The sequence below is a fragment of the Dyella jejuensis genome (assembly GCF_044904675.1).
Classification (GTDB): Bacteria; Pseudomonadota; Gammaproteobacteria; order Xanthomonadales; family Rhodanobacteraceae; genus Dyella_B; species Dyella_B jejuensis.
Genome location: NZ_JADIKJ010000015.1, coordinates 310,764 through 327,666, shown reverse-complemented (window position 1 = coordinate 327,666; position 16,903 = coordinate 310,764). Strand labels below are relative to the sequence as shown.

The 16,903-nt window shown below is 59.1% G+C and carries 9 protein-coding genes and 2 pseudogenes; 7 read left to right on the top strand and 4 right to left on the bottom strand.

All coding sequences use genetic code 11. The annotated features are described in order from the left end of the window. Positions 1–468 (top strand): annotated as a pseudogene (locus ISP15_RS14580) (hypothetical protein); the annotation flags it as partial. Between the two features lie 635 nt (positions 469–1,103). Here ISP15_RS14580 and ISP15_RS14575 read toward each other — a convergent pair. Continuing rightward, on the bottom strand, positions 1,104–1,622 hold the full coding sequence (locus ISP15_RS14575) for a hypothetical protein (protein WP_404548343.1): 519 nt from the start codon (positions 1,620–1,622) through the stop codon (positions 1,104–1,106). Positions 1,623–1,634: 12 nt separating this feature from the next. Beyond that, positions 1,635–2,060: a BON domain-containing protein gene (locus ISP15_RS14570; protein WP_404548341.1), complete on the bottom strand. Its 426-nt coding sequence runs from the start codon at positions 2,058–2,060 to the stop codon at positions 1,635–1,637. 666 nt (positions 2,061–2,726) lie between these two features. On the opposite strand from ISP15_RS14570, the gene ISP15_RS14565 reads away from it, so the two are divergent. The 4 genes from ISP15_RS14565 (at position 2,727) to ISP15_RS14550 (ending at position 5,564) form a co-directional block, all read left to right on the top strand. Further along, positions 2,727–3,056: an ArsR/SmtB family transcription factor gene (locus ISP15_RS14565; protein WP_404548340.1), complete on the top strand. Its 330-nt coding sequence runs from the start codon at positions 2,727–2,729 to the stop codon at positions 3,054–3,056. 155 nt (positions 3,057–3,211) lie between these two features. Next, entirely contained in the window at positions 3,212–4,198 is a 987-nt protein-coding gene (locus ISP15_RS14560) for an alpha/beta fold hydrolase (RefSeq protein ID WP_404548339.1), read from the top strand. A gap of 479 nt (positions 4,199–4,677) precedes the next feature. Next, positions 4,678–5,127 carry a DUF6196 family protein gene (locus ISP15_RS14555; protein ID WP_404548338.1) on the top strand — a complete coding sequence of 150 codons (450 nt, stop codon included), beginning with the start codon at positions 4,678–4,680 and terminating at the stop codon, positions 5,125–5,127. A 59-nt stretch (positions 5,128–5,186) separates the two neighbouring features. After that, complete coding sequence (locus ISP15_RS14550) at positions 5,187–5,564, top strand: YybH family protein (RefSeq protein ID WP_404548337.1); 378 nt, start codon at positions 5,187–5,189, stop codon at positions 5,562–5,564. Positions 5,565–5,676: 112 nt separating this feature from the next. Here ISP15_RS14550 and ISP15_RS14545 read toward each other — a convergent pair whose 3' ends face one another. Next, positions 5,677–6,822: a right-handed parallel beta-helix repeat-containing protein gene (locus ISP15_RS14545; RefSeq protein ID WP_404548336.1), complete on the bottom strand. Its 1,146-nt coding sequence runs from the start codon at positions 6,820–6,822 to the stop codon at positions 5,677–5,679. 723 nt (positions 6,823–7,545) lie between these two features. Next, complete coding sequence (locus ISP15_RS14540) at positions 7,546–8,751, bottom strand: AraC family transcriptional regulator (protein ID WP_404548335.1); 1,206 nt, start codon at positions 8,749–8,751, stop codon at positions 7,546–7,548. 192 nt (positions 8,752–8,943) lie between these two features. Here ISP15_RS14540 and ISP15_RS14535 point away from each other — a divergent pair. Together ISP15_RS14535 and ISP15_RS14530 are read left to right on the top strand one after the other, a co-directional pair. Beyond that, positions 8,944–9,081: pseudogene (locus ISP15_RS14535) on the top strand (ESPR-type extended signal peptide-containing protein); the annotation flags it as partial. Between the two features lie 327 nt (positions 9,082–9,408). Further along, on the top strand, positions 9,409–16,827 hold the full coding sequence (locus ISP15_RS14530; RefSeq protein WP_404548359.1) for an autotransporter-associated beta strand repeat-containing protein: 7,419 nt from the start codon (positions 9,409–9,411) through the stop codon (positions 16,825–16,827). Positions 16,828–16,903 lie beyond the last annotated feature (76 nt).

The following is a 16,903-nucleotide window of genomic DNA, read 5'->3' as shown; positions in this document are numbered from 1 at the left end:
CACAACGATGGGTATTCACCACGGTGCTCCTGCACCATCCGCACCGCACGCTCGCGGACTTCCGGGGAAAACTGTTTTAACTTTGTCATGGCTCCATTCTCTCAAGAGTTGGAGCCTCCGCGAATCCCGGGGCGGTTCAGTTTGATTTTTGGTGGGCGCAAGGACAGCAGCGGAAATGTGGTCGATTCCGGCGGAAGTCTATCTTTTGACAAATATGGAGCCAACCAGATCGTTCAAATCGCAGGTGTCGACGATAAGACCGATCAATTCGCCGGCATGGCGATAAGGGACGATAACAAGCGCGTTTGGGTGGGGCGAACGGGAGAGGGAGACGCCATGCTGTCCCTTATGGACGGAACCGGTCGAAAGCGAATCGTCCTGAAGGTTACGTCAGCCGGTCAATCGAGTTTGGAGTTTTTAGATGCCGCGGGCCATGTGGTCAAAAACGTAAACCCTGCAAACCTTTAATGTCTTCATGGCGAGAAAGCCCCTGCCATCGGCCTGAATCCCGTACTGACGCAACGGGATGAGGGCCGTTATTTCGATGGCCTTGTCGCAGAGCTTTGGTTCATCAACATAAGCCTGTTCCGCACCTGTGACTGCTCGGATAGGTGGCATCAGGGAACGCGCCTTACTGATTCGCCTGGAACGCTTATTCCTTGCCATCCGTGCATCTATTTTGTCCTGGAAGATCATTATCACTGAATACTGTGGCCATGCTCCTTGCGAGCCATCGCTGACCTCACAGTGTTGCTCGCCCGGCAAAGTGGGCTACCTAGAAACTGACCCCGCCAAATGCAAATTTGTAACGGACGTGAACTTTCTGCTACTGGCTTCTCATCCGCCAATGCGTTCGGCACGTCAACTGTCCGCTGCGAAACATTACATCCCTCTGCCGTTGGCTAAATTCGTCGGAGGCTACTACCTTCCCGTCAACCTACAATTCAGAAAAACCTAATAAGATCAGTTATTCGTGGTACTGATTTGAGGGCAGCCGACAAGGTCAACGGCCTTGAAGAGGGCTGCGGGAGCTTTACCACGGCGCTTAAAAAAGAAGGCGGCAAACGCCACCTTCTCGCCGCAGCTAGGCACATGCGCCCTATTTATTTGGCGCTTGCTTCCGAAGCGCTCGCAATGTCATCGGCGTGGTGACGCTTGAACACTTCCTTGGCGATATCGCGTTCCTTGCTATCGTCCGTGTGGACGGACAGGAGGATGTTGCCGCCGCGAACTTTGTCGTCGTAGCGTTTGGCCTCGATCTCCGGAATACCCAAGCCCACCAAGGCGCCGATCACGCCGCCTGCGGCGGTGCCAACCGCTGCGCCACCCAGCGCGGCCATGATCGGGCCTGCCGCGATGAGGGGCCCCACGCCGGGAATCGCGAGTGCGCCGATACCGGCCAGCCAACCCAACGCGGCGCCGACCCCCAAGCCGGCCACGCCACCGGTGGTTGCGCCCTCCGGTGCCTTGGTGTTGTGCTCATGTGCAAAGTCCCTGGTGCCGCGCTTATCGGGCAACAAGGCGGAAATCGCGTCAGCGGAAAAGCCATGTTCTTTGAGGTCAAGCACGATGCTTTCGGCTTGTTCGACAGTCTTGCTGATGCAGTAGACAGAAGCTTTCATGGTCATCATTCCTTAGTGTTTGACGTCTAATTCGTTGTCCACGCTGGTTACGCCAGCCACCCCTTTGACGATGGACTCCACCTGGGACTTTTCGTCACCATTCTTGACCGGACCGCGCAGCGTAACGGTGCCTTGTGAAGCCACGATCTTGACGTTGTGAGCGGACATCGACAGCGATTTGTTCTTGACGATGGCGCGACGGACCGCGGCAGCCAATTTGATGTCCGCCTTATCGTTGGGCTGGCTCGTGGGTGTTGTCGTTTGACCGGAACGATCGCGTTGGTTGACCTGGGTGTTATCCACGGTGGACGCGGGTGAAGAGGCCGTAGAACTGTTTGCCGCCGGGGTGGATTGAGGTTGTGCATGGATAGCGGTGGCGGCGACCAAGGCCGATAAAAAAGCGCCCGCCAACGCTACGCGGTTTTGAAGTCGACGCATGAAAACTCCCGAGTTCACGAATAAGGAAGCACTTGTGTGCTTGGGTAAACATGATCGGTGCGGAGTGAAGCGACTGTGCAGCGCAATATGGCGCGAGGTGATGCGCACCGACCAGTTTGCATGTATTCACAGATGGTCGTTTGCGATTGCATAAACGGTTGGCAAGGTTGCGCTCGCACATCTGCGCCCAGTGCATCGACACGATCGAGGCTAGTTGATTCAAGCAAGAAACATTGGGTTGACCTTATTGCCTTCATGGAGACTGCGCTTGCATGCGCAGCATCGGTAACGCCATCGCAGATCGCATGATGGGCATAGGTGCTAGCGTTCGTCGGCTATCCTCATGCGCGTACTTATGGCCTAGTACGCCAGCACGACTAGAGCGAGGGCTTTCTGGCAACGGCATTTCTGTTGGACTTGACCACGGGGCAACTCAGGCTGAAGCGCCAGCACATCCTGATTCTGGTGACCACTCGCTGACTTCCGTTGCAGCATCCACATGCCGTTCCTGCTCCGATATCGCGAACCACCCGGCTAAACTCGCCGCCAACTGGTGGGCTGGCGGCCGCCTCGTTTGAACCCGTTGCTGAACCTCCTGGCCGATCCGTCCCTGATCTGTCATCGCGTCAGCGTTGCATATGTTTTGTAAATTCGTATAATTGCGAAATGAACAAGAAAAAGTTGGCGCCCCTCGTCGGGCAGCTCGAAGCCGTGAAGGCGCTTGCCAGCGACAAACGTCTATTGATCCTGCACTACTTGAAAGATCCGGTGGCGCACTTTCCTCCACAGGTTGATGGTGATCTGGTCGAGGACGGTGTGTGCGCCGATTTCATTCGCGACAAACTGGGTATAAGCGCTGCGACGGCAACGCAGCACCTCAAGGTGCTTAGTCATGCCGGCTTGATACGAGGTAAACGAGTCAAGCAATGGGTGTTCTATAAGCGTCGCGAGGACGTCATCGATGTCGTTCGCAATGAGCTGGCGGAAGGCTTGTAGCGCAGCGCAACGAGAGTGCCCCGCCGGATCCAGCAGGTTTGGCTTCTTGGATAGTGCGGATTTGAGCGGGAAGCAAGAGCCGGAATCGTCACTATCAGAACGTCTATCCATGACTAATCATCGCCGCTTCCAAAGCCATATGAAAGGATATTGAGATGCGCCGCAGACAGTTTCTTGGTTTGACACTGGGCACCTTGGCTACTGGCGTAGTTGCTGGCAGCATGCCTCGTACAGGTCCTCGTCACACGATGACCTTTGGATCGAGCGATTCACGCACGGACGCCGCGGCGTGGAATGCTTCCCGACGCTTCGTCGATACGCGGTTTGGCAATATCGCCTATACGGATCGCGGCAGTGGCCGCGCCGCGCTATTTCTGCACGGGTTTCCCCTCAATAGCTTTCAATGGCGTGGCGCGTTCGATCGCCTGTCATCTTACCGACGCTGCCTGGCGCCCGATTCACTGGGCCTTGGCTATACCCATGTGGCCGATGGCGTGAAGGTGACACCCGCTACGCAGGTTCAGATGCTCACGGCATTGTTGGACAAACTCTCGATCAGCGATGTAGATCTGATTGCCAATGACAGCGGCGGAGCGGTAGCGCAGCTTTTTCTCACACGTCATCCTGATCGCGTTCGGACAGTACTCCTGACCAACTGCGACGTGGAGAGCAACTGCCCGCCGCCGGCCGTGGTCCCTGTAATCGCGCTGGCGAAAAAGGGGCGATTTGCAGATGAATGGCTCGCTCCATGGGTGGCTGACAAGGATCTTGCGCGTTCAGCCAAGGGTCTCGGCGGCATGACCTTTACCTATCCGGATCGGCTCGCCGATGAAACGATCGACATGTATCTCCGTCCGCTAGTGGAATCGCCACAACGCAAGGCGCTAACCAACGCTTACGCGGTCGGCCTTGCGCCGAATCCATTATTCGGTACGGAGTCTTTGCTCAAGCGGAGCCAAGTGCCTGCTCGCATCATCTGGGGTACTGGCGACACGATTTTTTCCCAGGCCGACGCCGCTTACCTTGATAAGACATTGCCGCGTTCTCGCGGCGTGCGCCGAATCGGGGGAGCAAAACTCTTCTTCCCGGAAGAGTTTCCCGACGTCATCGCGGAAGAAGCGCGCAAGCTCTGGGGCGTGTGATGGATCGATGAGTGCTCTCGCAGGGTGGAAACGAACGATATCCCTCTCGCACCAATATCCAGGAAAAAACTGGCAATCAGTCCGGGTCGAAACCATTATGCAATCGGGCAGTTAAGGATGCTCTGATCAATGCTACGCAGGCGGCATGATGTCCAGAAGGCTCGCAGAGTGTGTTGTGCGGCGCCGGGAAGACCGGCCGTCTTGCCAAGTCGCGCGGCGCACTCTGCGTGCCTTCTGGACATCACCCCATCGCTTTAAATTCAACATGTTGGGGCCAGCTCTGTCTGTCCGCATCCCTTCGGCCCGTCGTCTCGACAGACAGCCAGTCTGCCTTCCTCGCTCCTCAAAGCCGGGTACATCCATGTACCCTCCCCGCGTGCGCCGACGAACCTATGGTCTGCGAACAGACAGAGCTGGTGACGCCTACGTAGCATTGATCAGAGCATCCTTAAGACGCTTGCTGCGATACGCCATCACGTATGTACATCAATCAAGAACCTGCACATCAAGCCCATCTCAGACTCGGCCACGTTCTCGCCGAGTCGGAGCTTATCGTTTACGAGCGCCCATATTCTTTTGTGGAGGTGGGCGCTTCCCGTTTTCCTGAAGAATGGGTCGCCGTAGCACTTGCGTTCGTCAGGGACGAGGATGTGTGGAGTGCGCTCGTACCAGCGTCGTCGCCCGAGCAAGAGCAGTTCGTGATCTTTGGTTTCCACTTCAAGCCTGACTTGGACAACTCAGGCTTCGTGGGTTGGTTGGCTTCTCATCTCAAAACATGCCTGGGCACGGGCATATTGGTAGTTTGTGGCCAGAACTCCCGGCGGGGAGGAATCTTTGACTATTGGGGTGCTCCGTGGTCCATTGGCACGCAAGTCATCGCGGAGATTGAGCGGCTTCGGATGTGCGGCAAAGATTCCGGTAACTCTTAGCAGTCGAGCTTATCGCGTAGGCGGACCGGGTTCGGGCGGGAAGCCTCAAGGAGGGCGTGGTGGCCAGTGTGATCTTGAGTATTGCGGATGCTCGTCGGCTTGCCGAAGACTGGATTGCAGCCTGGAATGCTCGTGACCTTGAGCGCATCCTCTCTCACTATGCGGAGGATGTAGTGTTTTTCTCGCCCAGCGTGGTTACGCGCTACGGAGAACCGACCGGGATGCTTCGGGGCAAGCATGCCTTACGGGAGCATTTTCGTCGTGGACTCGAAACGTTCGGAGCAAACGTGCAGTTCACGATCATGGATGTTCTTTCCGGCGTCAATGGATATACCGTCTATTATTCACGCGAAAGCGGCGCTGCCGTTGTGGACACGGTGGTCGTCGATATGCTGGGTAAAGGGGTGCAGGTTCACGCGCATTACCGGGCTACCTAAGTCGTCCTGGCCTCGGACGTCATCAACGTTGTTATTCCGGTCGTTGCCTTCCCGGATGCAAAAAAACCTCCCCCGGGAAGGGGGAGGAGTGGTTTGCCACCACGATGGCTGATTACTTCAGCGGAGAGATGACATTCTTGGACTGTGTCACGTTCACCGCAGTGCTGGCGATGGTGATGTCACGCAGGTCCCAGCCTTCCGAGAAGATCGATTGGCTGTGTTCGTAGAACCAGGTGTCGCCGTTCCATTCGATGGTGTTGCCCGTGAGCTGCACGTTGCTCGTGTTGCCGCTGATATCTACGCCGAACAAGTAGTTTTCGCTCAGGTTGCTATTGGTGATGGTCACGCCATTGGGGCCATCGGTGTATACGCCATAACCTTTGTTGTTCTCAGCCGTGATGCCGTTCAACGCCAGGCTGGACACATATTCATGCACTTCCAGCCCGTTTCCTGCGTTGCCGGACAGCGTGGTGTTCTCCAGGCGCACTTGCTGGGTGGTGCCCTGCGTCTGCGGCTCAATGTCGATACCGGCCTGCGGTGCGGTGCCGTTCGAATCCGTGAAGCTGCTGTTCACCACATACACTTGCGTCGCTGGTGCGATCGTGAGGCCCTGGCGGCGGTTGTTGGAGGAAGTAACGCGGTTGAGCGTCACGCCGGTCGATACCACCACGGTGCTGCCTGAGCCGGTCCCGCCGACCAGAATGCCGTCGCCCCACGAGTTCGACAGCGTGGTGTCGTGGACGTAGACGTTGCTCGATCCCTCGATGTTGATGTCGTAGCCCCACTGGCCGGTGGTGCCCTGGTGCTGCGTGCGCTCGCCGACGAAATAGCCGCCTTCGATCTCGACGTTATTTACATTCCATGCCTTCACGATCCAGTAGCGATCGGCGTTGTTCGGAATGGCCTTGAGGTAAGCGGTGCCCCAAAGTGACAGGCGTGTATGCGAGCGCAGATTGATGCCCTGCAGCGCATTGATCATGTAGTTGCCGGTCGGCACCACGATGGTGCCGCCGGAAGAGGGCAGCGCATTGATGGCGGCCTGAAAGGCTGCCGTGTCATCCGACACGCCGTTGCCCATGGCGCCGAAGTTGCGGACGTTGAGTACGGTGGAGCCGATCGAAACGGTGGGCGTCGTCGTCCACCAATTGGTTGCGGAAGCCGGAAGGGCGACTGCAGCGAAGGCCAGGGAAACGGCAGCAGCAAAAAGCTTGCGACGGATGTGAAAGTTAGAAAGTCGTGTGTTGCGCTTGTGCGACATGTTAAGAACCCCTGCAACGCTAGTGCGTTCATTACAAGTTGGAAGGAGGCCCGTTTTTTCTGAGATCAACGGTGTGTGTACGATGAGTCACCGGCGTGTGAAACTGCAAATGTGAAATGATGATCTCTTTCACAAAAAATAGATTGCACGTACACGTCTATCAACGGTGTGTGAGCTCCGCCGTGAAATCCGATCGAATTTTGGTGTCGTCAGATTTGCTCGTGCCGAAACATCGCTATCGAAACTCACATTTGTGAAGGTTTATTTGCGTGTTTCGGCGGTGACGGCATGTCGCCTCCAGAGCGCATGCGTCACCGAACCAGTTAACAATGTGTCATTGCCGGTTGGATTTTTTTTTGGCGGATTCGAAGCGCCTGTGAGCGTGCAGGTAAGCTTTCCAAATGTGAAAGCTCTGGGTAAAGCAGGGTGCCTCGTTGCAGTTTCGGATGCGCGATCAGCAGACAGGCCTGCGGAAAGTTTTGGCCTGACGTATTCCGTCAGCGACGTTGGTTCATGCGCTCGGGTGGATCTCGAACGAGTGCGCGCTACGAATCATCGAGGGGGCGCAGGGTCGTCGAAAGGTGCGAGAAAGAGTGGCGCAACGAAAAAAGAACGAAGCAGCGAGCCAGGCTCGAGGCAAAATGATCTCTTGAAGGCCGAGCATTACTTCAGCCAACGAGCGGACGATTGCGTATGAATGCGGCCATGCCGCAGTCCGTATCACTATTCGATGATATCGGGCTGCTCGGCGGATGCTTTGGACTTCCATTCCGCGCGCACCTGGCTTGCCGTCGTGCCGAAGCGAGCCCTGAATGCACGTTGGAATTGGCGCTCGCTGGAAAAGCCGTAGCGTTCGATGATGTCAGTGATGCTGCATTGCGGCGTGTCGCATAACTCGCGCAGCACGGCCTGCAGACGCCGGTTGCGGATGTAATGCTGCACGCCCCCCAGTTCGGCGAATTGCCGGTAAAGCTGCGCGCGCGAAATGCCGAATACTTGTTGCAAGCGCAGCGCGCCGAGGTTGCCTTCACTCAGGTGCTGGTCGATGTAAACCATGATGCTTTCCCTCGCTTCATCGAAATAGCCCGATTCGTTGCCCCGCACATCATTGGTGCGCAGGCAGAAGCGCAGCAGTTCCATGGTGGCTTTGACCATTTCCCTGACGCTCGTGGCATTGCAGTGCCGCAGTATTTCGACGAAGTTGAGCAAGTGCTCCCGTAACATGCGGCAAGGCAGCCATTCGGCATGCAGGATCCGGCCGTGCACCGGCAGATCGCCTGCATCGGTGCGCCGCATCATCACGTTGATGTGAATGCAATCACCGGACAGCCATAACTCCGACTCCTGGGCCAGGTCGGTGAGATAGATGTCGCCTTCCTTGAGGTCGGCCGTGGTGTTGCCGAAGCGGCCACGTCCGTGTCCGCTTACAAGTAGACGCAGCAGCACGCAGTCCTTGAAGCGTCCTTTCAAGAGGGTGGATTCATCGCGCACATAGTGGGCGGCGTTCGAGGTGGACTGCGCAAGCGTGATTTCACCAAGCCGGTAGCTGACGACCGATGCGCTGACAGGTTCGTCGTTGCTGGCTTCGAGCTGCGCGATCGGCCGCAACCAGCGGCGATACGCGGTGGTCCTCATCCCGGGCTCGAGCATGGAGGTGGCGAACACTGTATCGGGGAGCCTTTGCTTTGCCGTCTCCATTCGTGCCTCTCGTATTGGAAGCCATCGGTCGGGCATAAAGCGTGCCAGCTTCATACAAGCGCCCGTCAGGACGCGATCGCTCGTGCAGTGTCTGCGGCACCGCGTCGATGCGGGGTATATACCGGCATGTCTGGCAAACCTCGTGACGCATCCGGTCGTATGCGTGGAGACAAAACGTCGCCTGGATGTGAAGAGAGCAGTCGACTGGTCCGGAAATTCCGCGCATTGCATCCATGTCTTTGAGACGAACTGTCGCCTGGGGCGTTGCGGACGGACTGGTTAAGTCGATAGGTGGCGCGATTTGACCACTTGCCACGCTGGCATATCGATTGCTACGCGCTTGTTGCGGATGTCGCCATGCACTCATGGCAACGCGATGCATGAGCGGCGTTTGCCGACGACTACAAAATACCCAGGGGACTTATGAATCGGAATATCTTCAGCCTCGTGTTCAACAAGGCGCGGAACATGCTGGTCGTCGCGCCGGAAATCGCCAAAGGCGCGCATAAGTCTTCCCGCCGTAAAAGCCCAAGTGTGCAGGTTTCGGCACCGAAATTGATGTTTGCCCTGGCATCGCAGGCGCTTGTTGCAATACTGGTGATCGCTGATGTACCCGTTGCGCATGCCCAGAGTGCCGCGACCAATGCAGGCTTTGAAACCGGAGACTTGACGGGATGGACGGCTGGAGGTGGAACAGGCACACAATCCTCTTCCGCATACAGCTCATCAGGGGTGGGCGTTTCCGTCGTCACAGGCATGACGTCGTTCGATTCGACTGCCGGAAGTGAGCCTGGGGAATATTCGTGGACGGTCGATCCCTATGGGAGCTATATGGCGTCCTTGCAGGCTACCGATACTCTGAGCTCAGGCAATAGCTTCGCGACTGCCATGACCGCTCTGGGCCTATCGTCCAGCAGTTCATCGGCGATATCCAGCTCACTCGGCGGTACCGTCACCAATGCGGCCTGGATTACGCAAAGCCTGAACCTCACTGCAGGTCAGACGATCACGATGGCTTGGCAATATATTTCCACCGATTATGAACCTTTTAACGATGGCTCGATTACGTCGCTGGTAAACGAGACCGATCCCAGTAATTTGGCCTCGGTCAACAATGAGACCGCTCAGTATGCTCTGCTCGGTGCGACGAACACAGGTACGGGCAATTACGCCACAGGTAGCTATGGTGCCACTGGTTGGGAAATTTCCACCTATACGGTGTCTGAAACCGGTACATACCTGCTCGGCTTTGCGTCGTTCAACTTGAGCGACGAAGTCAATAGTCCGATTTTGTTTGTCGACCAGCAACCGGGCACCACTTATAACAACGGTGTATTGTTTAATCCGATTCAGCCCAACGCAGGTTCCAGCGCACCCACGACGCCGCCGGCTAGTATCGTGATCGATACTGCGCAGCCCTATTACGGCTCCAGCACGCTCGGCAGCGCATCGTCGGCCACGTTCGATGGCGGTACGCTGAAAATCGACCAGACAGACCCCACTATTACGCAAGATTTCAGCATTGATGCTACCAACGGCATCATCGATCAAGCAGGGCAGAACTCGGTATTCAGCGGTACGATTTCCGACGCGACCGACGGCACTCCCGGTGCGCTCACTATCACCAATAGCGGTGACGGTGGCTCGGTTACGCTAAGCGGGGACAATACTTATTCGGGCGGCACTACTATCACCGGCGGAAGCACGGTGATGATCAGCAGCGCGAACAATCTCGGCAGTGGTGCGGTAACGTTGGACAACGGCACGCTGACCATGACGGCCGGCATGACTGATGATCACGACTATGCGCTGGCCTCTGGCGGCGGCACGATCGACGTCGATGGCAACAATGTAACACTACAGGGGGGTGTTTCCGGTAGTGGTAGCCTCACTCTGGCCAATAGCGGTAGCGGCGGTGCATTGACGCTTGCCGGAACGAATACGTACACCGGCGCTACGAACATCAATAGCGGCGCTACGCTTGCGCTGTCCGGTGTAAGCTCGATTGCCGGCTCTTCCGACGTGACCAACAACGGTACATTCGATATAAGCGGCGCCGATGGTGCGGAATCGATAACCTCCCTTGGGGGCGATGGTACCGTCAACCTCGGTAGCAATAACCTTGCGCTCACCAATGCCAGTGATAATTTTTCCGGTTCCATTCAGGGAATTGGCGGCATCGCCGTCGACGGTGGAACAGAAACATTGAGCGGTATCAACACTTACGACGGAGGTACCAGTCTCAATGGCGGCACCTTGCAGGTGAGTAGCGATGGCAACATGGGTGATATTAGTGGATGGCTAAGCTTCAACGGCGGCACGCTGGAGAACACGGCGTCTTTCACCACCGCGCGCAACATCAACCTGCTGGGCGATGCCAACTTCAACACCGATGCCGGTACCACGCTCACCGATACGGCCGGCGCCATCACCGGCAGCGGTTCGATCAACAAACTGGGGGCGGGCACGCTGATACTGGGGGCTGATGACGCCACCGGTGGCGTCAACGTCAACGCCGGCAGCTTGCAGCTGACCCAGGCGAGTACCTATTCCGGCGCGACCAACGTCGCTAGTGGCGCTACGCTGGCGCTGACCGGCAACGGTTCGATCGCCAATTCGTCTGTCGTCAATGACAACGGTACGTTCGATATCAGCAATGCCAACGGTGCGGTAAACGTTTCCACCTTGTCCGGCAGCGGCTCGGTATTGCTAGGTAACAACAATCTCGCGCTGACCAATGCCAACGGCACGTTTTCGGGCACCATTGCGGGCAACGGTGGCCTGGCGGTCGATTACGGTTCCGAGACGCTCACCGGCGCAAACACCTACACCGGCGATACCACGCTCAACGGCGGCACGTTACAGGTGAGTGCCGATGACAACCTCGGCGCCAGTTCCGGTGCGCTGGATTTCAACGGCGGCACGCTGGAAAACACGGCGTCTTTCACCACCGCGCGCAACATCAACCTGCTGGGTGATGCCAACTTCAACACCGATGCCGGCACCACGCTTACCGATACGGCCGGTGCCATCACCGGCAGCGGTTCGATCAACAAACTGGGGGCGGGCACGCTGATACTGGGGGCTGATGACGCCACCGGTGGCGTCAACGTCAACGCCGGCAGCTTGCAGCTGACCCAGGCGAGTACCTATTCCGGCGCGACCAATGTCGCTAGTGGTACTACGTTGGCGCTGACTGGCAACGGTTCGATCGCCAATTCGTCTGTGGTCAATGACAACGGTATGTTCGATATCAGCGGCGCCGGCCAGGATGAAACCATCGCGTCGTTAGCGGGCAGCAGCACCGGTACGGTCAATCTGGGCGGCCGCAATTTAAACCTCACCAACGCGGACGACAATTTCGCCGGCAGCATCCAGGGCACGGGTAGCTTATCCGTTACCAGTGGCACTGAAACGCTTAGCGGCAGCAACAGCTACCTCGGCGCAACCACCATCGGCAATGGCGCCACGCTGGCGCTGAGCGGCAGCGGTTCGCTTTCTTCGGACGCGCTGTCGGCTGGCGTGGTCGACAACGGCACGTTCGACATCAGCAATGCGAGCGGCACGGAAAACGTGTCCACCTTGTCCGGCAGCGGTACCGTATCGCTGGGTAACAACAGTCTTGCGTTGACCAATGCCAGCGGCACGTTTTCGGGAAGCATCGCGGGCAACGGCGGCGTCGTGGTCGATTACGGTCCCGAGACGCTCACCGGCGCAAGCACCTATACCGGCGGCACCGATATCCAGGGCGGCTCGCTGATCGTCAACGCCGATAATAATCTCGGCGCAGCCAGCGGCAGCCTGACATTCGGCAATGCGGAGCTGGAGAACACTGCCAGCTTCACCAGCACGCGCGATATCAACGTCATCGGCACCGCCAACTTCAACACCGATACGGGCACCACGCTCACTGATACGGCCGGCGCCATCACCGGCGCAGGCGATATCAACAAGTTGGGCAACGGCACGCTGGTTCTTGGCGCGATCGATACCACCGGTAACGTCGGAGTATCCGCAGGCACCCTGCAAGTAACCGGGCAGAGCACCTATTCGGGCTGGAACTCTATCGCGAGCGGCGCGACGCTGGCGCTTACCGGTAACGGCTCCATCGCCAATTCATCCGTCGACGCTGAGGGCACGTTCGACGTCAGCGGCGCAAACGGCTCGCAGTCGATCGCCGGGCTGCTGGGCAGTGGCACGGTCAACCTGGGCAGCAACAATCTCACGTTGACCAATACCGACTACCAATTCGCCGGTACGATCAATGGTACCGGTGGCATCGCGGTCGACGGTGGCGTCGAGGAACTCTCGGGCAACAATACCTATAGCGGCGGCACCACGATCCAGAATGCCGCGCTTTTGGTCAGTAGCGATGCCAACCTCGGTGACGCTTCGGGTGGACTGACTTTCAATGGCGGCGTGCTGGAAAGCACGGCGACGTTGACCACCACGCGCGATATCGCGATGGACGGCGCGGCCACTTTCAACGTCGATAGCGGCACCACGCTGACCGACATCGCTGGCCAGATCACCGGCAGCGGTCCGATCGAGAAAGAAGGCACCGGCACGCTGGTGCTGGGTGCCGATCATTCTACCGGTGGCGTAATCGTGGGCCAGGGCACTCTGCAGCTGACCGGCGCAAGCACCGATACCGACGGCGTGAACGTGGCCAATGGCGCCACCTTGGCGCTGACCGGCAATGGCTCCATCGCCGCCGCCTCAGGCGTCCAGAACGATGGCACGCTCGATATCAGCGGCGTCAATGGCGGCGCGTCGATCACCACGCTGTCGGGGGCGGGCACCGTCAACCTGGGGAACAACGGCCTGTCGCTGACCAATGCCAATGGCATCTACAGCGGCACCATCAACGGTAACGGCGGTGTCACCCTGGACAATGGCGTGGAGGAGCTGAGTGGCAACAACAGCTACACCGGCGGCACCACGCTGACCGGCGGTACGTTGATGGTAAGCAGCGACGCGAACCTGGGCGATGCCAATGGCGCGCTCAACTTCAACGGCGGTACGCTTGAGAATACGGCCAGCTTCACCACCACGCGCAACGTCAACGCGAGCGGCGCGGTGAACATCGATACCGATGCCGGCACCACGCTTACCGATACGGCTGGCACGATCACGGGCAATGGCCCGATCACCAAGCTCGGCGCAGGTACGCTGGTGCTGGGCGCCGATAACTCGAGCGGTGGCCTGAACGTCGGCGCGGGTACCGTGCAGCTGACCGGCGCCAGCACGGATACGGGTGCCACCCAGATTGCTTCCGGTGCCACCCTGGCGATCACCGGCAACGGTTCGGATGCCAGCGCATCGAGCATCGACAACAGCGGCACCTTCGATATCAGTGGCGCGAACAACGCGCAGTCGATCGCCAGCCTGGCCGGCAATGGTTCCGTCAATCTCGGCAACAACGGCTTGACGTTGACCAATGCCAACGGCAACTTCAGCGGCACGATCGGTGGCAGCGGCGGGGTTACCCTCAACGGCGGCACGGAAGAGCTGAGCGGCGCCAACACCTATACCGGTGGCACCACGCTCAACGGCGGCACGCTGGCGGTAAGCAGTGATGCCAACCTGGGCGATGCATCCGGCGCGCTGAACTTCAATGGCGGCACGCTGGAGAGCACGGCCAGCTTTACCACTACGCGCAACGTCAACGCGACCGGTGCGGTGAACATCGATACCGATGCCGGCACCACGCTTACCGACGCGGCTGGCGCGATCACCGGCAACGGCCCGATCACCAAGCTCGGTGCAGGCACGCTGGTGCTGGGCGCCGATAACTCAACGGGCGGTCTCAACGTCGGCGGCGGCACGCTGCAATTGACCGGTGCCAGCGCCGATGCCGGTGCCGTCAACATCGCCACGGGCGCTACCCTGGCGGTCACCGGCAATGGTTCGGAAGCTAGTGCATCGAGCATCAACAACAGTGGCACCTTCGATGTCAGCGGTGCCAACGGTGCGCAGTCGATCGTGTCGCTAGCCGGCAACGGCACGGTGAACCTGGGCAACAACGGCCTGACGCTGACCAATGCCAACGGCAACTTCGGCGGCAACATCAACGGCCAAGGTGGCGTCACCCTGAGCGGCGGCACCGAAGTACTCGGCGGCAACAACAGCTACACCGGTGGCACCACGCTCAATGGCGGCAACCTGGTGGTAAGCAGCGACGCCAACCTGGGCGCATCCGGCACGCCGGTGACGTTCAACGGCGGCACGCTGACGGTGACGCAGTCGATGAATACCTCGCGCAACCTGGTCATCGACAACGGCGGTGCCGATTTCAATACGCTCACCGGCGTTACCGTCACCGACAGCGGCAATATCAGCGGCGCCGGCGGCCTGGTGAAGACTGGTGCCGGCACGCTGATCGTCAGCGGCGACAACACGTTCACCGGCGGTACGTTGATCGACGGCGGCGTGGTGCAGATCGATACGGGCTCATCGCTAGGCGCAGGCACCATCCTCTTGAATGGTGGCACGCTGCAGACCACGGCCAGCTTGAATAACAATCAGAACGTGGTGGTAAGCGGTAACGCGGGTGTCAACGTCGATGCGGGCACCACCACGGTCATGGCCGGAGATATCGAGGAAGCTAGCGGCAGCGGCTGTTTCGTCAAGAGCGGCACCGGCACCCTGAACCTGACCGGCCGTGCGGTGCTCGCCAACGGCACCTGCGTGCAAAACGGCATGCTTCGCGCCAACGGCGACCTGGTCAGCAATGTCACGGTGGACGCACCAGGCGAGCTGCGCGGCGTAGGCGTGATCGAAGGTCCCATCGACGTCAGCGGCCGCCTGGCGCCAGGCAACTCGCCAGGTACGCTGACCGTGACCGGTACCGTCACCATGCATGCCGGCAGTACCTATGAGGAAGACATTGACGGGCTGGGCACGGGCACCGGTGCCGGCAATTATTCGCGCTTGATCCTCACCGGCGCCAACAGTCAGTTCGTGGCCGATGGAACGCTGGTCCCGCTGCTGCGCGGCATTACCGGTAATGCGTCCAACACCTATACGCCAACGGTCGGCGACGTGTACCAGATCGTGGTGGCGCAGGGCGGTATCGTTGGACAGTTCAGCGCGCTGACGCAACCGGCGGGCCTGGCCCCGAACACGCGCCTGGTCGCGTTCTATAACGTCAACGACAATCACAGCATCGAGCTTGGCGTGCTGCCCACTTCGTATGCGGGCCTGCTCGCCACGTCCGGTGCAAACCGCAATGCATTGAGTGCCGCCTATGCCCTGGACCAGGCCGTGAATCTCCAGGCTGGCGGCACCGCCAGCAGCGGACAGAGCGAGCTGCTGTATGCCATCGCGGATGCCAAGGCGGATCAGCTGGGCAGTGTCATGACCGCCTTGGCCGGCGAAGTCTATGCGGACGAAGCAGCTGCGGCGCGTGCCGACGGATTGGCGATCCAGAGCGACACCCTCGGCCACTTGTCCACCGACGACAGCGATGTGGCGGGCGAGCAGAGCGGTCACCTGGCCTGGGCGAATGTCTCTCACGATGGCAACCGCTGGAGCGGCGATGCGCAGGCTTCCGGTTTCCAGACCGGCACCAACCAGACTTCCGTCGGCACGGACGTGTATGCCGGCTATGGCACGGTCGTCGGCCTCGCGGCATCGAATCACGACACCACGGTAAATGCGGGCCTGGCACAGGGTTCGATTCGCGGCAACAGCGGCATCGTGTACGGCCAGCAAGCCATCGCTTCGGTGTTGGTGGATGGCGTCGTGTCCTACGGCCACGATACCTGGATCACGCGCCGTCCTGATCCAACCGGTGCCGCAGGAAGCCTGTACAGCCGCACCGGCGGCAATGACACCATGGCGGACCTGACTGCACGCATGCCGATAAGTCTGTCCAGCCTGCATATCGAACCGTATGCCAGCGTGATCTGGCAGCAGTTCGAGCGGGGCAGCATGAGCGAAACGGGGAGTTCGCCGGCGGCTTTGCAGGTATCGGGCTTGTCGGCTACCGGTACCCGTGCCCTGCTGGGCGTGAACATCGGGTCGAACCAGCAAAGTCCATTGTCGAGCGAAGTTACCTATCGCCTCGGTGCGGCGCTCGGCAGGGACAGCCGTGGCCTGCTGTCGCCGGACGTGCAGTCGACGCTTGAAGGCGAGTCGTTCGATACGCGGTCGGCGGACATCGGCCGCAACTTCGTGCAGCTCAATGCGAACGGCACGATACGGTTGAGCCACTCCGCCTATCTGTACGGCGGCGTGACCGACGAGCTAGGAACGCGGCGCTCATCCTACGGCGTGACAGCGGGATTGCGGGTATCGTTCTGAACCGGCCGGGATGGCGTCCTGTAGCGGCGCCATTCCAGGCAGGCAAAAAAAACCGGACCATGGGTCCGGTTTTTTT